Source organism: Stenotrophomonas rhizophila, assembly GCF_003651185.1.
Lineage (GTDB): Bacteria > Pseudomonadota > Gammaproteobacteria > Xanthomonadales > Xanthomonadaceae > Stenotrophomonas > Stenotrophomonas maltophilia_Z.
The window spans coordinates 2,415,857-2,436,142 of sequence record NZ_RCDC01000004.1; the positions used below are offsets into that span (position 1 = coordinate 2,415,857).

General features: G+C 69.0%; 18 protein-coding genes. 12 read left to right on the top strand and 6 right to left on the bottom strand.

What is annotated here, in order from left to right; all coding sequences use genetic code 11:
* Window positions 1-112 precede the first annotated feature (112 nt).
* The gene (locus BCL79_RS10780; protein WP_121040723.1) at window positions 113-3,472 is read right to left on the bottom strand and encodes a TIM-barrel domain-containing protein; all 3,360 of its coding nucleotides are present in this window, start codon (window positions 3,470-3,472) and stop codon (window positions 113-115) included.
* Window positions 3,473-3,805: 333 nt separating this feature from the next.
* Between BCL79_RS10780 and BCL79_RS10785 the strand changes: the two genes are divergently transcribed.
* The 6 genes from BCL79_RS10785 to BCL79_RS10810 are packed head-to-tail and all read left to right on the top strand — an operon-like array spanning window position 3,806 to window position 11,031.
* Window positions 3,806-4,963: an SIS domain-containing protein gene (locus BCL79_RS10785; protein ID WP_121040725.1), complete on the top strand. Its 1,158-nt coding sequence runs from the start codon at window positions 3,806-3,808 to the stop codon at window positions 4,961-4,963.
* Between the two features lie 6 nt (window positions 4,964-4,969).
* Window positions 4,970-5,896 (top strand): ROK family protein, encoded by a 927-nt coding sequence (locus BCL79_RS10790; RefSeq protein WP_121040727.1) that lies wholly within the window; start codon window positions 4,970-4,972, stop codon window positions 5,894-5,896.
* Between the two features lie 23 nt (window positions 5,897-5,919).
* Entirely contained in the window at window positions 5,920-7,248 is a 1,329-nt protein-coding gene (locus BCL79_RS10795; RefSeq protein ID WP_121040729.1) for a D-tagatose-bisphosphate aldolase, class II, non-catalytic subunit, read from the top strand.
* A gap of 34 nt (window positions 7,249-7,282) precedes the next feature.
* Entirely contained in the window at window positions 7,283-8,059 is a 777-nt protein-coding gene (locus tag BCL79_RS10800) for a DeoR family transcriptional regulator (RefSeq protein WP_121040731.1), read from the top strand.
* A complete protein-coding gene (gene nagA, locus BCL79_RS10805; protein WP_121040733.1) occupies window positions 8,056-9,171 on the top strand; it encodes an N-acetylglucosamine-6-phosphate deacetylase in 1,116 nt (371 codons plus the stop codon). Before BCL79_RS10800 ends, nagA begins: the two co-directional genes overlap by 4 nt.
* 54 nt (window positions 9,172-9,225) lie before the next feature.
* Complete coding sequence (locus BCL79_RS10810; RefSeq protein ID WP_121040735.1) at window positions 9,226-11,031, top strand: MFS transporter; 1,806 nt, start codon at window positions 9,226-9,228, stop codon at window positions 11,029-11,031.
* Between the two features lie 24 nt (window positions 11,032-11,055).
* Here the strand turns inward: BCL79_RS10810 and BCL79_RS10815 are convergent, their stop codons facing one another.
* The 3 genes from BCL79_RS10815 to BCL79_RS10825 form a co-directional block, all read right to left on the bottom strand.
* Entirely contained in the window at window positions 11,056-11,556 is a 501-nt protein-coding gene (locus BCL79_RS10815) for a SecDF P1 head subdomain-containing protein (protein WP_121040737.1), read from the bottom strand.
* A 47-nt stretch (window positions 11,557-11,603) separates the two neighbouring features.
* Window positions 11,604-12,164: an HdeD family acid-resistance protein gene (locus BCL79_RS10820; RefSeq protein WP_121040739.1), complete on the bottom strand. Its 561-nt coding sequence runs from the start codon at window positions 12,162-12,164 to the stop codon at window positions 11,604-11,606.
* Window positions 12,165-12,235: 71 nt separating this feature from the next.
* On the bottom strand, window positions 12,236-12,949 hold the full coding sequence (locus BCL79_RS10825) for a ComF family protein (RefSeq protein WP_121040741.1): 714 nt from the start codon (window positions 12,947-12,949) through the stop codon (window positions 12,236-12,238).
* Between the two features lie 70 nt (window positions 12,950-13,019).
* Between BCL79_RS10825 and bioB the strand changes: the two genes are divergently transcribed.
* From bioB to bioC, 5 genes are all read left to right on the top strand, one after another.
* The gene (gene bioB / locus BCL79_RS10830) at window positions 13,020-14,054 is read left to right on the top strand and encodes a biotin synthase BioB (protein ID WP_121040743.1); all 1,035 of its coding nucleotides are present in this window, start codon (window positions 13,020-13,022) and stop codon (window positions 14,052-14,054) included.
* A 62-nt stretch (window positions 14,055-14,116) separates the two neighbouring features.
* The gene (bioF, locus tag BCL79_RS10835; RefSeq protein ID WP_121040745.1) at window positions 14,117-15,328 is read left to right on the top strand and encodes an 8-amino-7-oxononanoate synthase; all 1,212 of its coding nucleotides are present in this window, start codon (window positions 14,117-14,119) and stop codon (window positions 15,326-15,328) included.
* Window positions 15,329-15,344: 16 nt separating this feature from the next.
* Window positions 15,345-16,106, top strand: coding sequence for a pimeloyl-ACP methyl ester esterase BioH (gene bioH / locus BCL79_RS10840; protein WP_121040747.1), 762 nt, complete (start codon window positions 15,345-15,347; stop codon window positions 16,104-16,106).
* A 60-nt stretch (window positions 16,107-16,166) separates the two neighbouring features.
* Window positions 16,167-16,949, top strand: a complete 783-nt coding sequence (locus tag BCL79_RS10845) for an SDR family oxidoreductase (RefSeq protein ID WP_121040749.1) — start codon at window positions 16,167-16,169, stop codon at window positions 16,947-16,949.
* A gap of 36 nt (window positions 16,950-16,985) precedes the next feature.
* The gene (bioC, locus tag BCL79_RS10850) at window positions 16,986-17,870 is read left to right on the top strand and encodes a malonyl-ACP O-methyltransferase BioC (RefSeq protein WP_121040751.1); all 885 of its coding nucleotides are present in this window, start codon (window positions 16,986-16,988) and stop codon (window positions 17,868-17,870) included.
* 41 nt (window positions 17,871-17,911) lie between these two features.
* Here the strand turns inward: bioC and BCL79_RS10855 are convergent, their stop codons facing one another.
* Window positions 17,912-18,523, bottom strand: coding sequence for a YdcF family protein (locus BCL79_RS10855; protein WP_183073725.1), 612 nt, complete (start codon window positions 18,521-18,523; stop codon window positions 17,912-17,914).
* The gene (locus tag BCL79_RS10860) at window positions 18,508-19,467 is read right to left on the bottom strand and encodes a pyridoxal-phosphate dependent enzyme (protein WP_121040755.1); all 960 of its coding nucleotides are present in this window, start codon (window positions 19,465-19,467) and stop codon (window positions 18,508-18,510) included. Before BCL79_RS10860 ends, BCL79_RS10855 begins: the two co-directional genes overlap by 16 nt.
* 148 nt (window positions 19,468-19,615) lie before the next feature.
* Between BCL79_RS10860 and BCL79_RS10865 the strand changes: the two genes are divergently transcribed.
* On the top strand, window positions 19,616-20,140 hold the full coding sequence (locus BCL79_RS10865; RefSeq protein ID WP_121040757.1) for a hypothetical protein: 525 nt from the start codon (window positions 19,616-19,618) through the stop codon (window positions 20,138-20,140).
* Window positions 20,141-20,286: the final 146 nt, after the last annotated feature.

The window sequence follows — 20,286 nt, forward strand, 5'->3', positions numbered from 1 at the left end:
GCAGCGTGGGGCTGGCGGTGGATGGGTGTTTTCGGGCAAACGTCCCCCGTGCCGCGGCCAGACGGCCGCAGACGGGAAACGGGAGAGAGCGGTGTTTCGACAGGCGGTTCGGTTACGGCGACACGATGCTGGCGGTATCGCCCTCCTGTCCGATCAGGGCGGCATTGGCCCAGTTGCCACAGACCTGCGCGGGGTGATCGCCCTGCGCCCCGAGCGTGCGCAGACTCAGCCGCTGCAGGCCGCGCACGTCCAGCTCCGGTTTGACCACGCCGGGTGCGGTGACCAGCCCGCTGTCGTACAGCAGCCGACCGTCACCCCACACCTGGAACTGCATGCCGCCGGCGGTGCGGCACTGATCATCGATCCCGAGGTCGGCGCGCAGCAGGCGCCAGCCGCCGCCCAGCTGCAGATCGATCCGGCTGCTGGCGTTGACGCCCAGGCCGCGGCGGAAATGCAGCCCGTTCATGCGCATCTCCGCCTGCCCACCGAGGGCGCGGTCGGCAGCCACGCTGGCCTTCAACGGGGCCGGCATGGGCAGCGCGGAGAGATACAGCTGCTGCGCGGGACCCTCCGGCTGCGGATGCTCCAGCACGTGGAAGGTGGACAGCACGATCGGGCCGACATCGCGCGGCTGCAGCGCATCCACTGCACGCGCCACGCTGCCCTGCGCCGCGGTCACCATCGGGTCGGCAGCGCTGGCACCGTCGCCTTCCGGGTTCTGCGTGCTGAGCACGCGGAAGCGCAGCAGGCGGCCGGCATGGGCGGGGAAATCGATCTGCTGCATGCCTTGCTGCAGGGTCAGGCGGCCACGCTTGATCGGCTCACCCCACTCGCCATTGCTGTCGGCCATGTAGATTTCGTAATCGCGGATCTGCCCGCTCTTCCAATGCTGGTCGTTGCGTGGCGCCAGTTCGATGCCGTCGATCAGCTTGCGTTCGCCGAAGCCCAGCACCCACTCGTGCGCACCGGTCTTGACCGCCTGGTTGCGCACGGTGCGGAACCACGTGGCCGGATCATCGTCGAAGGCCTTCTCCATCTCGTAGCCCTGCTCCTCGGCCGGGCGGTTGACCACCAGCAGGCTGTCGGAGGGCAGCGCGCGGCCCAGCTCGGGCGCGGCCGGGAATGCATCGTCGGCCGGTGCGGCAGCGATCGGCAGCTCCAACTGCAGTGCGAGCGGCTGGCGGATGTCGGTCGGCGCAGTGCGTACGTGCAGGGTGCCGCGGCGCTCGGCCGCATCGAAGTACCAGCCCTCGCCTGCGGCCTGCCACGCCGCCGCATCGGCCAGCATCGGCAGCGCGCGGCCGTCCAGCGTCACCGCCGCCGGGCGCTGGCGGCTGAGCACGCGCAGTGCATAACGGCGCTGCGGCAGCTGGCCGGCGTACTGGCCCTGCACCGCCTCGATGCGCACCTGCACCGGGCCAGTCCCCTGTGCCGGGGCCTGCACCGTGATCGCCTGCGTGCTCGATTCGCCCTTCTCATAGCGGCGGGTGGCGCCATCATCTTCGTACAGCGTGTACTGCGAGGTGCCCTGCGGGTACAGATCGAAGGTCACTTCATCGAGCGGCTTCTCACCGTCGTAGAGCATCGCCGGGTACATCGGGATGATCGCGCCGGCGCGCACGAACACCGGGATCGTGGCCAGGTCGACCGGGCGGTCCAGCGAGCGCCCCTCGGCGCCGGCGAGCAGCTGGCGGCCGTCCCAGTAGTCGATCCAGCGGCCCTGCGGCAGGTGGATGTCGCGGCGCCAGCCTCGGCTCGCAGCCTGGCTGCGGTACACCGGGGCGATCAGCAGCTCGCGGCCGAGCAGGAACTGGTACTTGTGCGCCTCGGTATAGGCCTGCGGATCCTGCGGGTAGTCCCACATCAGCGCGCGCAGCAGCGGCGCGCCGCTGGTCGCCGCATCGTGCGCCAGCCCGTACATGTACGGGGTCATGCGCATCTTCAGCTTGAGGTAGTCGCGGTTGACGCTGCGGTAGGGCTCATCGAACCACCACGGGTGCTTGCGCGCATTGCCGGACCAGCCGGACATGCCCATCAGCACAGGGGTGAAGCTCTTCCACTGCAGGTCGCGGGTGAACGTCTCAGCGCTGCCGCCGAAGATCGCGTCCACGTCGCCACTGGCGTAGGCCATGCCGGACAGGCCCGAGCCGATCAGGGTCGGAATGTGCCAGCGGATGTAATCCCAGCTGCTGCTCTGGTCGCCGGTCCAGGCCACCGCGTAGCGCTGGATGCCGCCCCAGCCCATCACCGTCCACAGGAACGGGCGCGAGTCGGAATTGTTCAGGATGCCGTTGAACGCGGACTGGTTGGCATCCATCGCGAACTGATAGCCCTTGCCGGTCCAGGCCACGTCCAGCTTCTGCACGCGGCTGCCCGCAGTACCGACTTCCCAGGCGATCTTGTCGACGCCGTTCTCGGTCCACAGGCCGGTCTTGAAGCCGTACTTGGCCAGGCCCTGCACGGTCTCGGGCAGCTTCTTGTAGCCGCAGCCGTAGCCATCGTTGGGCAGGATCCAGCCGCCGGGCATGTCGTGGTCGCGGTACTGCCGGGCCACGCTGTCCACCACATCCGGCGTGGTGCCGGTCGGGCCGTCGCTCCAGCCCTCGGGCACGCTGCCGGGCTTCTTGATGTTGTCGCCATCGTTGTAGCAGTCGGCGTCGCCATAGGAGAACGCCCAGCGCGGCAGCAGGCCGGCGCGGCCGGTCAGCGTGGTATAGCGGTCCAGCAGCGTGTGCAGGCTGGGCCCGACGAAGTAGTACGCATCGAAGCGGTCTTCGCGGTGCAGCAGCGTGGCCTGGTCGGCCTGGCGCAGATCATAGGTGCCGTCGCTCCACGTGTTGCGCAGCATGCCCCAGCCCCGCGAGCTCAGCAGCATCGGCGCCGGGTTGGGGCGATCGCCTTCTTCCCAGCCACCGGAATACGAGACCTCCAGTTCGCGGCCCTTGAACTCGAAGCGACCGTTCTGCTGGCCGCCGCCGTAGAAGTGCTCATCGCCTTCGCTGGAGAGCACCTGCATGCTCTGGTCCTTGTCCAGGTCCAGCGGCTGCAGTTCGTGCCACAACGCGACATCGCGTTCGCCGTCGCGGCGATCCAGCGACAGGCGCAGTGGCTGGCGCTGGATGCGCAGCACCAGGGCGTCGGTACGGATACGCACCTCGTTGCCATCTTCCTCCACCTCGAAGGCGACCTTCGCGGCCGGCTGCGGCAGTACGATCGGGGCAGCCTTGTCGCTGGCATCGGTGAGCGTGCCGTTGCGGCCGGCGCGCACACGCAGCACGTCATCGCGCAGCAACTCCACGCGCAGGGTGGCGCCGGTATCCGTGCTGAGTGTCCAGCCGGCGGTGCCGTCGTTGGCGGGGGCGGCGCTGATCGCACGCAGGTTGCCCACCGGCTCAGCGTTGGCAGTGGCAGCCAGAGCTACTGCAGTAAGCAGTGCGATCGTCAGACCAGTGCGTCGAAACCGGAAGTCCACCTTGCCCCCAAGCCCGCGGTCAGCGGGAAACTGAAACCAGTGCGGCCGACTCTAGGGCAGGGTCTCGAAAGATGTCAACAAATTGCAAAGAAAAAGGAAGGATATTTAAACACAAACGAAAGATGTGGCGGCGCGACACTTTCCAAACGCCACCTGAATACGCGTTTGTTGCCGCCTGAAACCTTGGTGCAGCGCGGCATCCACGGCCACCCATGGCGTTCAGACACCGATCGAACAGCGAAAACTGTGACCCACCGACCTTTTCTTTATCTTTCGATATTTGACATTTCGAAAGAAAACGAAGAAGGTGCGGTCGCCCAACAGGAATTGCGAATGGACGCTTCTCTGCTCCCTGATTTGCCCACGTGGCAGCGCCTCGGTGGCGCCTATACCGCCGAAGAAATCGCCCAGCAGCCCCGCGTGTGGGCCGCGCTGGCCAGCCTGCTGGAGGCTGCGCAGGTACGCATCGATGGCTTCCTCGGGGAGGCCCTGCGCGATCCCAGCCAGTTGGTGATCTTCACCGGCGCCGGCAGCTCGGGCTTCATTGCCGAGATGGTGGCCGACCAGATCAATACGCAGTGGCCTGCCGAGGTGCGCGCCGTGCATACCACCAGCCTGCTGACCCATCCGGCGCTGTACCTGCGCCGCGACCGCCCGACCCTGCTGGTGTCGTTCGGGCGCAGCGGCTCCAGCCCGGAGAGCGTGGCTGCGGTGGATCTGGTCCGCGACCAGGTGGAGCACGCGCGCTTCGTCGATATCACCTGCAATGCCGAAGGCGAACTCGCCACGCGTGGCCACGGCCGCAGCGATACGTTGTCGCTGCTGATGCCGCCGGCCAGCTGTGATCGCGCCTTCGCCATGACCAGCAGCCTGAGCTGCATGCTGTTGGCCGCGCTGAGTGCGTTCGACAGCGCCCCGTGGGCAACGCGCCTGGAGCGTCTTCGCACGTTGGCCCGCCAGGGCGAGCGTGCGCTGGATGCCTGGGATGGCGCGGTGGCCACCCTCGCCCAGGCGCCGTATTCGCGTGTCATCTATCTCGGCAGCGGTCCACTCGAAGCGGTTGCCCGCGAGGCCGCGCTGAAGGTGCTCGAACTCACCGCCGGCCGCGTGCTGGCGCTGGCCAATACGCCGCTGGGGTTCCGCCATGGGCCCAAGTCCACCCTCAACGGCGAGACCCTGGTGGTGATGCTGCGCAGCGCGCAGCCGCTGGCCCGCCGTTACGAGCAGGACCTGTTGAACGAACTGCGCCGCGACGGCATCGCCGGGCGGGTGCTGTCGATCGGGCCGGAGGATGCGGACCGCGCCGACGGCGACTTCGTCCTCGCCGCACCCGCCTTGCCGGATCCGTGGCTGGCCCCGCTGTGGCTGCTGGTGCCGCAGTGCTATGCGCTGCAGCGTTCGGCCGCGCTCGGCATGACCCCGGACAATCCCTTCCCCGACGGCACGGTCAACCGTGTGGTGCAGGGCGTGACCATCCACCCCCACGGCTGAGCACGCATGCAGACCTGGTACGGCATCGACATCGGCGGCACCAAGATCGAACTGGTCGCGTGCGACGCCACGCTGAGGGTGCACCACCGCCAACGCGTGGCGACGCCGACCCGCGACTACGCCGCGTTCCTGCAGGCGATCGTCGATCTGGTCGAGGCGGCAGACGCCGCACTCGGCCAGCGCGGCCTGGGGGTCGGCATCGGCCTGCCCGGCGTGCGTGATCGCGTCAGCGGCCGCCAGCTCAGTGCCAACGTGCCCAGCCTGACCGGTCAGACGGTCGGTGCGGACCTGCAGGCACGTCTGCAGCGCCCGTTGGAGCTGGGCAATGACCTGCAGTGTTTTGCCTTGTCCGAAGCCCATGACGGCGCCGCCGCAGGCTACCCCAGTATGTTCGGGGCGATCCTCGGCACGGGGGCGGGCGGTGGCTTCTGCGTCGGCGGCCGGCTGATCGCCGGGCACAACGGCATCGCCGGCGAGTGGGGCCACTGGAGCCTGCCCGCCACGCTGCAGCAGCGCCACGACCTGCCGGTGCTGGACTGTGGCTGCGGCCTGCGCGGCTGCCTGGAGCGTTACGTGTCCGGCAGCGGCCTGGCGATGATCCATGAACGCCGCGGTGGCGACGCGCTGGATGCCGCCGAGGTGGTCGCACACGCGCAGGCCGGCGATGCCATCGCGCAGCAGGCGCTGGTCATCCACCGCGATCTACTGGGCTACAGCTTCGCCAGCTTGATCCTCGCGCTGGACCCACACGTGATCGTGCTCGGCGGCGGGCTGTCCAAACTGGAGCAGCTGTACCGCGATCTGCCCGCCGCGATCGCGCCCTACCTGTTCGACGGCGTACGCGTGCCGCCGATCCTGCCGCCCACCTTCGGCGATGCCGGCGGTGCGCGGGGCGCGGCCCTGCTCGCGCGCCAGCACCACCCTTCCCCCTGAACATCGCCGTTACTGGAGTTGCCATGTCCGCCGTCCAATCGTTGATCGCCGCCCATCGCCAGGGCCACCCCGTCGGGCTGTACAGCGTGTGCTGCAGCAACGCGCAGGTGCTGCTGGCGGCGATGCAGGTCGCGCAGCGCTACGACACCCTGCTGCTGATCGAGGCGACCTCCAACCAGGTCGATCAGTTCGGCGGTTACACCGGCATGACCCCGCCGCAGTACCGCGACTACGTGCTGCAGCTGGCGCGCGATGCCGGCTTCCCGGCCGAGCGGCTGGTGCTCGGTGGCGACCACCTCGGTCCCAACGCCTGGCAGAAGGGCCCGGCAGCAACGGCGATGGCGAACGCGCGTGACCTGATCGCCGCCTATGTCGCCGCCGGTTTCCACAAGATCCACCTGGACTGCAGCATGTCCTGCGCCGATGACCCGACCCCGTTGCCGGACGCCATCGTCGCCGCACGCTCGGCCGAACTGGCGCGGATTGCCGAGCGCGCGGCGGCCGAGCACGGGCTGCCGCCACCGGTCTACGTGATCGGCACCGAGGTACCGATTCCCGGCGGTGAAGCCTCGCTGGCCGGCGGCCTGCAGGTGACCACGCCGGCGGCCGCAGCGACCACGTTGGCAATTCACCGTGAGGCGTTCTCCGCCCCGGACCTGCTGCCGGCCTGGGAGCGCGTGATCGCGATGGTGGTGCAGCCCGGCGTGGATTTCGACCACAGCAGCGTGCACTACTACGACCCGGCCGCCGCCGCGGAGCTGTCGGCCTTCGTCGAGCAGCAGCCGGGCATCGTGTTCGAAGCACACTCCACCGATTACCAGACCGAAGCCGGCCTGCATGCACTGGTCCGTGATCACTTCGCGATCCTGAAAGTCGGCCCGGCGGCGACCTATGCGTTCCGCGAGGCGGTGTTCGCGCTGGCGATGATCGAGCGCGAACTGCTGCCCGCCGCGCAATGCTCGCATCTGATCGAGGTGCTGGACCGCTGCATGGTCGACAAGCCCGCCAGCTGGCGCAGCTACTACCAGGGCGACGAACACGAACTGCGCCTGCTGCGCGCGTACTCGCTCAGCGACCGCAGCCGCTATTACTGGGGCGAGCCAGCGGTACAGGCGGCGCTGGACACGCTGGTCGCCAATCTCACCGCGCACGCGCCGCCGCAGATGCTGCTCAGCCAGTTCATGCCCGAGCAGCTCAAGGCGATCGAGGCCGGTGAGCTGCAGCCGTCGCCGTTGGCGCTGATCCAGCACAAGGTGGCGCTGCGCCTGGCCGAGTATGCCCGGGCCTGCAATCGCAACCGCTCAGGGGCGGATAACGAAACCCGGCAGGCCAAGGAGCTTTCGGAACGGTAAGCTTCGGCTTTCCCTTTCGAACGGAATCGCCCCCATGCGAAACACACGGCAGCGCCGCCAGCAGATCCTCCAGACCCTGGTCGAGCACGGCAACGTGCAGGTCAGCGAGCTGGTGGCGCGCTTTGCGGTCTCGGCGGTCACCATCCGCGCCGACCTGACCCACATCGAATCGCAGGGGCTGGCCACGCGCACCCACGGGGGCGCGACGCTGGTGCGTACGCCGCCGCAGGAACAGGACATCCATGAAAAGGACGCCCTGAACCTGCCGATGAAGGACCGTATCGGTATCGAGGCGGCCAAGCTGGTCAAAGCCGGCGACAACATCATCATCGACTCCGGCTCGACCACGATGACCCTGGCGCGGCACCTGCGCGGGCATCGCGATGTCACGGTCATGACCAACGGACTCAACATCGCCTGGGAGCTGGCCAACGCGCCCGGGGTGGAGCTGCTGCTCACCGGCGGGCTGCTGCGCAAGCAGTCGCTCTCACTGCATGGCACCCAGGCCGAGGCGAGCCTCAACACCTACAGCTTCGACACGCTGTTCCTGGGCGTGGATGGCCTGGACCTGCAGTTCGGCCTCACCACCCACCATGAGGCCGAAGCCAGCCTCAACCACCGCATGGTCGAGCGCGCGCGCCGCATCGTGGTGCTGACCGACGCGTCCAAGTTCGGCCGGGTCAGCCTGCACCGCATCGCGCGACTGGACCAGGTCCATACCATCATCACCGACGGAAGCATCGAGCCCGAGTACCTGGAAGGGCTGCAGCGGCTGGGCGTCGAAGTGATCATCGCCGAGTCCCCGCCTTGACCGAGTCCCGCTCCCTGCACGGCCGCCTGCTCACCGACACCGGTTGGGTCCGCGGCGATATCCATTTCGACCAGCGCATCACCGCCATCGATACCGCGCACGCCGATCCGCGGAATGACGATGAAGTCCCGCTGATCCTGCCGGGCTTCATCGACCTGCATGTGCATGGCGGCGCAGGCGTGGACATCATGCAGGGCGGCACGACTGCGCAGACGGTGGCACGCGCGCATGCCCGGCACGGCACCACGGCGCTGCTGGGCACCACCATGACCGCGCAGGAAGACGACATCACCCGCGCGCTTGAGGGCCTGTCCACCGCGATCGCCACGCGCGCACCCGGCATGGCCCGCGTGCTCGGTGTGCACCTGGAAGGGCCGTTCATCAGTGCGCAGCGCCTGGGCGCCCAGCCACCGCTGGTGGTCGAGGCGACGCTGGCCGACGTGCAGCGCCTGCATGCGATCGCCCCGATCAAGGTACTCACCCTCGCCCCGGAAATCGGCCAGCACCTGGCGCTGATTCCCGCGCTGAGCGCGCTCGGCATCCGCGTACAGCTCGGCCACAGCGCCGGCAGCTATGAGGACGGCGTGGCCGCATTGAACGCCGGTGCGGCCGGCTTCACCCACCTGTTCAACGGCATGACCGGCGTGGATCACTACCAACCCGGCATCGCCACCGCCGCGCTCGCGCATGCGCAGTACGCTGAACTCATTCCCGATCTGCAGCACGTGCATCCCGGCGCGATACGCACCGCGCTGCGCGCGATCCCGCGCCTGTACTGCGTCACTGATGCGACTGCGGCGACTGGCATGCCCGATGGCGAATACGCGCTTGGCGTACAGCGCGTGCACAAATGCCTGGGCTGCGTGCGGCTGTCGAGCGGCTCGCTGGCCGGCAGTGCGCTGACCATGGACCAGGCGCTGCGCAATCTGGTCTCGCTCGGCCTGGACATCGCCGATGCCTCCCACCGCCTGTCGCGCTACCCGGCCGATTACCTCGGCATCGACGACCGTGGCCGCATCGCGACCGGTGCCTGGGCAGACCTTGTGGTGCTCGATCACGACCTGCGCGTGCGCGGCGTGGTGGTGGAAGGCGATGACATCGCGCTCGACTGAGCGTTGACTCCCCGCGCCGCCATGGCGCACGCACTTGCAGACAGGACCGGCACGATGAACGATGTTTCCGCAGCCATGCCCGTGCACGCAGGCGCCTCCGCGCCACGCTGGCCGGTACGCTATCTGTTGTTCATCGGCGGCATGGGGGGGCTGCTCTACGGCATCGACATCGGCATCATCGCCGGTGCCCTGCCCTATCTGGAGGCCACCGCCACCGCGAGCTGGCACCTGACCAGCCAGCAGTTGGGCTTCGTGGTCGCCGCGGTGCTGCTCGGCAGTGTGCTGTCTTCACTGTTCGCCGGGATGGTCGCCGACCTGATCGGCCGCCGTGGCGCGATGCTGCTGGCCGGCGTGCTGTTCACCGCCAGCATTCCGGTGATGGCCCTGTCCGATGGCTATGGCGCGCTGTTGATGGGGCGCCTGCTGCAGGGCATCAGTGGCGGGCTGATCGGCGTGGTGGTACCGCTGTATCTGGCCGAAGTGCTCAGCCCGGAACGACGTGGGCGTGGCGCGGCGATGTTCCAGCTGCTGCTGACCATCGGCCTGGTGCTGGCCGCGGTGATCGGGCTGTACCACGCGCATGCCGTGGATGCCGCGACCGCCGCCGTGCGCCATCTACCCGGTGCGGAGCAGCAGCGCCTGCTGTTCGACATCAAGGACCATGCGTGGCGTACCATTTTCTGGAGCTGCCTGCTGCCGGGCCTGGTATTCACCGGCGGCGTGCTGCTGATCAGTGAATCCCCGCGCTGGCTGGTGCGCCGTGGCCGCATCGACAAGGCGCGCCGTGCCCTGCAGCGTACCGTCGCCGCGGGCGAGGTGGAGCCGACCCTGCAGCGCATGCGGGCGCCGGACGAGCTCCAGATCGGCCGCAACGGCAAGCGCGACCCGCTGCTCAGCCGCCGCTACGTGTGGCCGTTCGTGCTGGCCTGCCTGGTGCTGGCCTTCACCCAGGCCACCGGCATCAACTCGGTGCTGGCCTACGCCGTCAACATCCTCAACCAGGCCGGCCTGCCCGGCTCGGTGGCCAACGGCGCCGATGTGGCGATCAAGCTGCTCAACGCGGTGATGACCGTGGTCGCGCTGGTACTGGTGGACCGCAAAGGCCGCAAGTTCCTGTTGATGCTTGGCAGTGGCGGCATCACGCTGTCGCTGCTGGCCGCTGCACTGTTGTTCGTGCAGAGCGAGCGTGGGCGGCTGGACGTGCACGCCACGCTTCAGCAACAGGTGAGCGGCACCACCCTGTCGCTGCCGCTGGATGCCGCGCAATGGCAGCGGCTGGATGGCAACGCCGGCGCCGCGCCGCAGCAGCTGACCGTGTCGTATGCCTACGGCGGCTTCAGCAACGTGCGCTCACTACGCAGCGACAACCCGATCGACGCCACGCTGCAGATCCGTCGCGAAGACGCGGTGTCGGCCGACAGCGTGATCGGCCGTTTCTTCCGCACGCTGCATCTCAACCCGTTCCCGGACCCGGCGCAGGCCGCCAACGCGCCGCTGGTGATCGAACGTGCGGTGATCGGCCCGGTGCCCTCGCCCACCCACGGCTGGCTGGTCGCCGGCTGCATTCTGCTGTTCGTCGCGTTCTTCGCGGTGGGCCCGGGCGTGTGCGTGTGGCTGGCGCTGTCCGAGCTGATGCCGACCCGCATCCGCTCCAACGGCATGAGCATCGCCCTGTTGATCAACCAGTTCGTCTCCACCGTGATCGCCGCGATCTTCCTGCCCACGGTCGGCCATCATGGTTACGCCAGCATGTTCTTCTTCTGGGCCGGCTGTACGGTGCTGTACTTCCTGATCGCCGCGTTCTGGCTGCCGGAGACCAAGGGCAAATCGCTGGAGCAGATCGAGGCGAATTTCCGCTGAACGGTCCGCAGCCCGACTTGGGGCTCAGGGAGCCTTGCCCGTGATCTCCGTATACAGCCGGTGCGCTTCTTCCGTGCTGTCCAGCCCGCTCACCTGCATGGTCTGGGCGAAGGGGCCGGCAATGACGGCGACATTGAGGACCTGATCGCCGACAGTAAACGCCACACGCTTGGCGACGCGCGCTTCGGTCGCCGCAAGGATGCGTGGTGCCGCGTCATCCGTGAAGCGCAGGATCAGGGTCCCGTGGCCGGTATGACCGTCGCTGCCCACGGCCACCGTGGCGATGTCGGCCGTGGTGATGAAGGCCGGCTCGATCAAGGGCAGCGCGTTGCCGTCGCGGTCCTTGAGCGTGGTGACGCCGGGGCGTTGGGCATCCTCGGCCACCTCCCGCATCTGGATGCGTGCGTTCGTCAACGGTGCGACGCCCGCCGTCGTCTCGGGCGCGGCGGGTGCAGGCGGCGCCTGGGTGCAGGCGCTGAGGCCGGACGCCAGCGCCATCGTGACGATCAACAGGGTGCTGCGCATGCGTATCTCTCCATCAGGAAGGACACGAGTATCGCCGCTGCGCGTGCTCAGCGCAGGCGGCGGATGCGCCAGGCGACCACGATCTGCAGCACGCCGTAGAGCAGGCTGCCGATGCCGATCCACAGCGTGGTGACGGCAATGCCTGCAATCGGGTTGGCCACCATCATCGCGCCGAGCACGATCGCCAGCACGCCGCTGAGGATCAGCAGCCACTCGCCCTGGATTTCCTTGCGCACCCGGATCGCGAACACGATGCGGTAGATACCGGCGACGATCAGCCAGGCGGCCAGCAACAGGATCAGCACACTGGCCGTGGCCAGCGGGTTGAGCACGGCCAGCACACCGAATACCACCGAGGCCAGCGCGTAGACCAGCAGCCACCCGCGCGGCACGCCACTGCGGCCGAACAGCGCGAACAGGCTGATCAGGCCTTCCACCAGCGCCATCACGCCGATCGCCCAGGCCAGTGCGGTGGCGGCCGAGAGCGGCCGTGCGATCGCGACCAGACCGAAGACAACGGCGACCACGCCGTACAGCATCAGCACCCACCAGCTGCGGCCGATGGCAGTGAGAAGCGGCGAGGTGCGCGGATCCGGCGGCAGGTTCATGGGACGTCCTTGCGAGGGTGATGACACCCCGATGGTACGTCCTCGCAGCGTGCAAGGCGCGGCAACGGCGCTCACGGCACGCGCGCACAGACCCAGACCTGCATCGGGCCGGCACCGGCGTACTGCAGCGCGCGCAGCGCGGCATCGGTGGTTGCCCCGGTGGTCATTACATCGTCGACGATGGTCAGCCCGGCCGGTGGATGGCCGCGTACCGCGAACGCATCGCGCAGGTTGCAGCGCCGGGCATCCGCATCCAGGTTCGATTGCGCCGCGGTCTCGCGGGTCCGTTGCAGCCCGTTCCAGAGCGGGCAGCACAGCCCGCGCGCCAGCGGCTTGCTCAGTTCCAGCGCCTGGTTGTAACCGCGCTGGCGCAACCGGCGGCGGTGCAGCGGCATCGGCTGCAGCGGCCCGGCCAGAAACGGCGGCACGCGCTGCAGCATCAGTTGTGACAGCAGCCGGCCGGCGGCCAGGTCCTGGTGGAATTTGAACCGGATCAGCAACCGGTCGATCGGCGGCGCATACAGGAACGCGGCACTGGCCGCCGCCTGGCGGGGATACTCGTCCACGCAGCGCTCGCAGTGGTCCCCCGCTGCGTCACCGGGATCGGTCGCCGCCAACGGCAGGGCGCAGCGACGGCAGGCGCGGTCGTTCCACGGTAGCGCCTGATGGCAAGCGCGGCACAGATCCATCCCGTCCTCGCCCGGGCACTCGCAGACCAGGCAGCGCAGCGGGAGGATGTGCCAGCCGAGCCAGCCCAGGGCGCCGTAAACTTTTGATAAGTCCATGTGGTTGACAGATGGGGGCGGCCTCACCAGACTGCCGCCCTTTCGTTCCACTATCTGTCAGGACACTCCCATGGCTTCTGTCATCCGACACGACTGGCACCGCGAGGAACTGCTGGCGCTGTTCGCGCTGCCGTTCCCGGCGCTGCTGCACCGCGCGGCCAGCGTGCACCGCGAGCAGTTCGATCCGGCGGAAGTCCAGATTTCGACCCTGCTCTCGGTCAAGACCGGCGGCTGCCCGGAAGACTGCGCGTACTGCCCGCAGGCGCAGCGCTACAGCACCGGGGTGGACGCACAGAAGCTGATGGCCACCGACGATGTCGTCGCCAAGGCCCGCCAGGCCAAGGCCGCCGGCGCCTCCCGGTTCTGCATGGGTGCGGCCTGGCGCTCGCCCAAGGACCGCGATATCCCCAAGGTGGCGGCGATGATCCGCGAGGTGAAGGCACTCGGCCTGGAGACCTGCGCCACCTTGGGCATGCTCAGCGGCGCGCAGGCCACCGCCCTGCGCGAGGCCGGGCTGGACTACTACAACCACAACCTGGACACCGCGCCGGACTACTACGATTCGATCATCCACACGCGCCAGTACCAGGACCGCCTGGACACGCTGGCGCACGTGCGCGATGCCGGCCTGAAGACCTGCTGTGGTGGCATCGTCGGCATGGGCGAGACCCGCGAGCACCGCGCCGGCCTGCTGCTGGCGCTGGCCACCCTGCCCGCCCACCCAGATTCGGTGCCGATCAACCGCCTGGTACAGGTCGCCGGCACGCCGCTGCATGGCACCGCCGAGCTGGACCCCTTCGAGTTCGTGCGGATGATCGCGGTGGCCCGCATCGTGATGCCACGTGCAATGGTGCGGCTCTCGGCCGGACGCGAGGCGATGAGCGACGAGCTGCAGGCGCTGTGCTTCCTGGCCGGGGCCAACTCCATCTTCCATGGCGAAAAGCTGCTGACCACCGGCAACCCGGACACCGGGCGCGACCTGGCCCTGTTCGCGCGGCTGGGCCTGCGCCCGATGCCGGTCACGGTGGATGCCGACGGGCACGACCACCCGGGCACGGTGCACGCCGACATCACCGCCGGCGGCGGCTGCGGGCGGGCGGCCTGAGCCCCGAGCAGCGGGCCCGGCAACCGGGTACGCTAACGGCCCACCCGGACCCCCTGACGACCATGGCCCGTCCTGACCTGCACGACCGCATCCAGGCCCTGCGCAAGCTCCGCGACGCGCAGGGGCGCCTTCGCGTGCGCCGCGTGGTGAGCCGGCGCGATGGCGTGCGGCTGGACGTCGATGGCCAGTGGCTCACCGGTTTCTGCAGCAATGACTATCTGGGTCTGTCGCAGCAGTTCGGCGTGGTCAGCGCACTGCAGGATGCGGCCGCGCGCGAAGGCACCGGCGCCACCGGATCGCACCTGATCTGCGGCCACCACGTGCTGCATGAAGCGCTTGAACAGGAAATGGCCGATTGGCTCGGCTATCCGCGGGCGCTGCTGTTCGGCAGTGGCTTCGCGGCGAACCTCGCGGTGCAGCAGGCCCTGCTCAGCGAAGAAGACGATGTGTGCGTACAGGACCGCCTCAACCACGCCAGCCTGCTCGATGCATCGCGCCTGGCCGGTTGCCGCCTGCGCCGCTACCCGCATCTGGATACCGAAGGCGCGCTGCGTCAGCTCAAGCACGCGCCCAGCGGCGCGGCGATGCTGGCCACCGACGGCGTTTTCAGCATGGACGGCGACATTGCCCCGCTGCGTTCCCTGTCGTTGGTGGCGCGCATGCAGGAAGCGCTGCTGTACGTCGATGACGCGCACGGCATCGGTGTGGTCGGCGAACACGGCCGCGGCTGCGTGGCCGATGCGGGCCTGGGCGTGAACGATGTGCCGCTGCAGCTGGCCACGCTCGGCAAGGCGCTCGGCGGCAGCGGCGCGGTCGTGCTCGGCGACGAGGCGATGATCCAGCACCTGGCCGAAACCGCGCGCCCCTACATCTACACCACCGCCGTGCCGCCGGCGCAGGCGGCCGCCGCCCTGGCCGCGGTGAAGCTGGCCCGCCGCGATGAGTGGCGCCGCGAAAAGCTCACCGAACTGATTGGCATCTTCCGCACCGGCGCCCGCCAGCACGGCCTGGAACTGATGCCATCGGATACCCCGATCCAACCCCTGCTGTGCGGCGCCGAATCGACGGTGATGGGCATGGCGGCCGCGCTGGAAGCCGCCGGTTTCCTGGTCAGCGCGATCCGTCCGCCCACCGTACCGGAGGGCAAGGCGCGCCTGCGGGTGACCCTGTCCGCCCTGCACACACCTGCCGAGGTGCGCGCACTGGTCGATGCGATCGCGCACGCCCGCGACACTGTGGTGCAGCCGCCATCGCTGACTGCCGTGACCGCGTGACAGCGCTGGGTTGAGCATGCAGATCGATGTCATCGGCCAGGGCCCCGCGCTGGTCCTCATCCACGGCTGGGCCCTGCACGGCGGCGTGTTCGCACCGTTGGTGGACCGCCTGTCGGCGCACTTCCAGCTGCACCTGGTGGATCTGCCCGGCCACGGCGCCAGCCGCGCTGACACCACGCCGCTGCGCCTGCCGTACGTGGTCAATGCCATCGCCGCCGCCACGCCGCCGGCGGTCTGGTGCGGCTGGTCGCTAGGGGGGCTGTTCGCGCTGCATGCTGCCGCGACCCTGCCCCAGGTGCGTGCGCTGGCGATGATCGCCGCCACGCCGCGTTTCGTGCGCGGCGACGACTGGCCGCATGCGGTGGAGCCGGCGGTGTTCGAACAGTTCGGTCAGGACCTCGCGCAGGATTATCGCGGCACGCTGGAGCGCTTCCTCGCGCTGGATGCGATGGGCTCCGAACACGCCCGGCAGGAACTGCGCACGCTGCGCGGGATGCTCGTCGCGCGCGGTGAGCCTACCCCACGCGCATTGCAGGAAGGCCTGCGCCTGCTGGAGAACACCGATCTGCGCGGCGCCCTGGCCCAGCTGGGCAAGCCCAGCCTGTGGCTGGCCGGCCAGCGCGACCGGCTGGTCTCGGCGCGCGCCATGCAGGCTGCCGCCGCGCTGGCGCCGGGCGCGCAGGCGCATGTGATCGCCCGGGGCGGGCATGCCCCTTTCCTCGGCCATACCGACGAGGTGGCCGCGCAGCTGCAACACTTTGTTGCCGCGCTGCCTTGACCTGTTCCGGCCGCGCATCGCCGATCATGTACGCCTGCCTTTCTCCACAGGACTGACCCCATGGATCTTGGAATCGCCGGCCGTTGGGCCCTGGTCTGCGCCGCCAGCAAAGGCCTCGGGCTGGGCTGTGCACGCGCACTCGCCCGCGAGGGCGTCAACGTGGTCATCGCCGCGCGCGGTGAAGCGGCCCTGGAACGCGCCGTGCTCGAACTGCAGGGCCTGCCGGGCGCACGCAGGGTGATCGGCGTGGTTGCCGACATCACCACGCCGGAAGGCCGTACCGCCGCGCTGGCCGCCTGCCCGCAGGTCGACATCCTGGTCAACAACGCGGGGGGCCCGCCGGCGGGCGATTTCCGCCAGTTCACCCGCGGGGACTGGATTGCCGCACTGGATGCCAACATGCTGGCCCCGATCGAGCTGATCCGCACCACGGTGGATGGCATGATCGAGCGTGGTTTCGGCCGCGTGGTCAACATCACCTCCTCCTCGGTGAAGGCCCCCATCGACATCCTCGGGCTGTCCAACGGCGCGCGCTCCGGCCTGACCGGGTTCGTGGCCGGGCTGGCACGCAAGACCGTCGCCCACAACGTCACCCTCAACAATCTGCTGCCGGGCCAGTTCGATACCGATCGCCTGCGCGGCAACTTCGCGTACCTGGCGCAGCAGCAGGGCATCGATGCCGGCCAGCTTGCCGAGCGCAAACGCACGCATATTCCCGCCGGCCGCTTCGGCACCGCCGATGAGTTCGGTGCCGCCTGCGCCTTCCTGTGCAGCGCACAGGCCGGCTACATCACCGGGCAGAACCTGCTGATCGATGGCGGCGCCTACCCGGGCACCTTCTGAGTCCACCGCACCACCGTTTTGAGCCGTGAGTACCCCATGACGTCCAGCTTCGATCCCCATCACGTCCGCCGCGCCTTCTCGCGCGCCGCCAGCAGTTACGACGCCGCCGCGGCACTGCAGCGCGAGGTGGAAAAGCGCCTGCTCGAATCGCTGGATTACCTGGAAAACCGCCAGCCGCAGGTGGTGCTCGATGTCGGCAGCGGCACCGGCCATGCCAGCGCTGTGATGAAGAAGCGCTGGCCGAAGGCCCAGGTGATCGCGCTGGATCTGGCCCAGCCGATGCTGCGCGAGGCGAAGAAGCAGGCGGGCTGGTGGAAGCCGTTCTCGCGCGTGTGCGGCGATGCGCAGGCGCTGCCGGTGCTGGACCAGAGCGTGGATGTGATCTTCAGCAACCTGTGCCTGCAGTGGGTGGAGGATCTGCCGGCGGTGTTCGCCGGGTTCCGCCGCGCGCTCAAGCCCGGGGGCCTGCTGCTGGTCTCCACGTTCGGGCCGGAGACCCTGATCGAACTGCGCGATGCGTTCGCCGCCGCCGACGAGGTGCCGCATGTCAGCCGTTTCGCACCGATCGCACAGTTCGGCGATGCGCTGATGATGTCCGGCTTCCGCGATCCGGTGCTGGACCGCGACCTGTTCACCCTGACCTACGACGACCTGACCGCACTGATGCGCGAGCTGCAGGCGATCGGCGCCACCAACGCGCGCCAGGACCGCCGCCACACCCTGACCGGGCGCGGGCGCTTCGATGCCGCGCGGGCCGCCTACGAGCCGCTGCGGCGCGAAGACGGCACGCTGCCCAGCAGCTGGGAAGTGATCTACGCGCACGCCTGGGCGCCGGAAGGCGGCGCGCCGATCCGCGAGCGCGGGCACGATGTTGCCACGGTGCCGGTCTCGGCGATTCCGATCCGCCGCAAAACGCCCTGAGCCGACCGCACTGATCGCGTAGAGCCGACCACGGGTCGGCGCTACGACGGGAACAGATCGCGATGGAAGAAGTAGATTTCCTGCGCCAGGAACCGCCAGCTGGTGTGGAAGCTGCGGAAGCGCGTGCTCGGCGTGGACGAGGCCAGCGCATCGATGCCCAGCTCGCGGCACAGGCGCAGCGCGCGGGCCATGTGCAGCGGGTCGCTGACGATGATCACGCGGTGCAGCTTGCGCTGATCCATCAAGCGCCGCGCCTCGATCAGGTTCTGCCGCGTGGTGCGTGAGGCGGTCTCGATCAGGATCGCATCGTCGGGCACGCCCTGCTTGAGCGCATAGCGGCGCGCCACCTGCGATTCGGAAAAGCGCGCGCCGGTGCCGCCGTAGCCACCGGTGAAGATCAGCAGCGGCGCATAGCCCTGCTGGTACAGGTCCAACCCGTGCCGGATGCGCTCTTCGAACACCGGCGACGGCTTGGCGTCATAGGCCGCCGCGCCGAGCACGATGATCGCATCGGCTTTCTGCGCCTGGTCGCGCTCGCCGATCCAGACGATCCACGCGGTGACCCCGAGCAGCCACACCGCCAGCACGATGCACAGCCGCCACAGCCACCCGAACACACCCACCCGCGTGCGCCGGCTCATGCCGCACCCCACGGCAGGGCATCCAGATCGACATTGCCACCGGACAGCACCACGCCGACCCGTTTGCCGGCAAAGCGCGCCGGTTCGGCGAGGATCGCCGCCAGGGCGATGGCCGAGGACGGTTCCACCACCTGCTTGAGCACCTGCCAGATCTGCCGCATTGCGGCGACGGTGGCCTCATCGGCGACGGTGATGACCTGCGCCGCGCCCTGCAGCAGGGCGAAGTTGGGCGCGCCGAGCGTCCCGCGCAGGCCATCGCAGACGGTGTCGGGGGTGAAGTCGATGCGGCGCTCGCCAGCCGCCAGCGAGCGTGCGGTATCGGCCGCGCCCAGCGGTTCGGCCAGAACCAGCCCGGTTGCCGGGGCGACCGCCTGCAGCGCCAGCCGCGTGCCCGAGGCCAGGCCGCCGCCGCCCACCGGCACCACCATCATGTCCAGGCCCTCGCTGGCGTGCAGCAGCTCCAGCGCCGCCGTGCCCTGGCCGGCGATCACCTGCGGGTCGGTATACGGATGCACCAGGGTCGCCCCGGTTTCGGCCTGGACCTGGGCGCACATCGCTTCGCGCGCGGCGATCGAGGCATCGCAGCGCCACAGCGTGGCCCCGTGACGGCCGATGTTGGCCAGCTTGGCGGCCACCGCGCCCTCGGGCACGACCACGTGGCAGGCGATGCCGCGGGTGCGCGCAGCCAGCGCCAACGCCGCGCCATGGTTGCCGGAGGAGTGGGTGACCACCCCGCGCCGGGCCTGCGCCTCCTCCAGCGCCCAGACGGCATTGCAGGCACCGCGGAACTTGAACGCCCCGCTGCGCTGCAGATGCTCGGCCTTGAAGAACACAGTGGCGCCGGTCATCGCATCCAGCGTGCGCGAGCGCAGTACCGGCGTCACGCAGGCGTGCACGGCAATGCGCGCCGCCGCCGCCAGCACGTCGTCAACACAGGGCAAGGGTGAATCGCTCATGACGCAAGATTAACGTATGCCCCATGCCCACACCCGTCCGGATGAACGTGTCAGCATGGCAACCATTCATTCGGATCGGGCTGAGTTAAGGGCCGATTCAATGCCCTGGGCTGAAGCTGGCCCTACAGCCCTTTGGGGGGACCCCATCATGAAAATGCGCCTTGTTCTTGCCGGTGGCCTGTTATTGGCCCTGTCCGGCTGCGCGACGTACGACTATGTCGGCGGTGGCGGCGGCAATGGCTACTACCACGGCGCACCCTCGGTCGAGTATCGCTACCCGGCCGGCTATCCCTACGGCTACGGCAGCGGCTATTACGGCGGCGGTGGCTATTACGGCTACGGCGGGTATGGCGGTGGTTACGGCTATCCGGTGTATCGCCCGTACCCGAACTATCGCCCGCCGCACAATCATCGGCCGCCGCCGCGCCCCGGCAACGGCAACGGCAACCCCACCCGTCCGCCGGATCGCCCGCGTCCGAACAACGGCGGCTCGCCGTGGCGGAACATGGATTCGGTGGGTGGCCCGCGCCGCCCGCAGCAGCAGCAACAGCAGCGCCCCTCCCCACCGCCCCAGGCACGCCCGGCCCAGGCCCCGCGTCCCTCTGCGCCGAGGATGAACGGTTCCCCGTGGCGGAATCTCAACAATGCGAACCAACGCACAGTTGAGCCGTGAGATGGCTTGATTTTCACGCGCCCGGCAGTTCACTCTAGTCGGGCAGTGACAGTCACGGTCACAAAGTGCCAAAAGCGACAAGTGACGTCACATTCGGCTCTATGTCGATATCCGCCAGGAACATCTGGATCCCCCCTGTTCCGGCC

Bases quoted from the DNA above. Each gene is read 5' to 3' on its own strand.
- BCL79_RS10785 (WP_121040725.1), top strand. From the start codon at position 3,806: ATGGACGCTTCTCTGCTCCCTGATTTGCCCACGTGGCAGCGCCTCGGT.
- BCL79_RS10790 (WP_121040727.1), top strand. From the start codon at position 4,970: ATGCAGACCTGGTACGGCATCGACATCGGCGGCACCAAGATCGAACTG.
- BCL79_RS10795 (WP_121040729.1), top strand. From the start codon at position 5,920: ATGTCCGCCGTCCAATCGTTGATCGCCGCCCATCGCCAGGGCCACCCC.
- BCL79_RS10800 (WP_121040731.1), top strand. From the start codon at position 7,283: ATGCGAAACACACGGCAGCGCCGCCAGCAGATCCTCCAGACCCTGGTC.
- BCL79_RS10810 (WP_121040735.1), top strand. From the start codon at position 9,226: ATGAACGATGTTTCCGCAGCCATGCCCGTGCACGCAGGCGCCTCCGCG.
- BCL79_RS10815 (WP_121040737.1), bottom strand. From the start codon at position 11,556: ATGCGCAGCACCCTGTTGATCGTCACGATGGCGCTGGCGTCCGGCCTC.
- BCL79_RS10820 (WP_121040739.1), bottom strand. From the start codon at position 12,164: ATGAACCTGCCGCCGGATCCGCGCACCTCGCCGCTTCTCACTGCCATC.
- BCL79_RS10825 (WP_121040741.1), bottom strand. From the start codon at position 12,949: ATGGACTTATCAAAAGTTTACGGCGCCCTGGGCTGGCTCGGCTGGCAC.
- bioB (WP_121040743.1), top strand. From the start codon at position 13,020: ATGGCTTCTGTCATCCGACACGACTGGCACCGCGAGGAACTGCTGGCG.
- bioF (WP_121040745.1), top strand. From the start codon at position 14,117: ATGGCCCGTCCTGACCTGCACGACCGCATCCAGGCCCTGCGCAAGCTC.
- bioH (WP_121040747.1), top strand. From the start codon at position 15,345: ATGCAGATCGATGTCATCGGCCAGGGCCCCGCGCTGGTCCTCATCCAC.
- BCL79_RS10845 (WP_121040749.1), top strand. From the start codon at position 16,167: ATGGATCTTGGAATCGCCGGCCGTTGGGCCCTGGTCTGCGCCGCCAGC.
- bioC (WP_121040751.1), top strand. From the start codon at position 16,986: ATGACGTCCAGCTTCGATCCCCATCACGTCCGCCGCGCCTTCTCGCGC.
- BCL79_RS10860 (WP_121040755.1), bottom strand. From the start codon at position 19,467: ATGAGCGATTCACCCTTGCCCTGTGTTGACGACGTGCTGGCGGCGGCG.
- BCL79_RS10865 (WP_121040757.1), top strand. From the start codon at position 19,616: ATGAAAATGCGCCTTGTTCTTGCCGGTGGCCTGTTATTGGCCCTGTCC.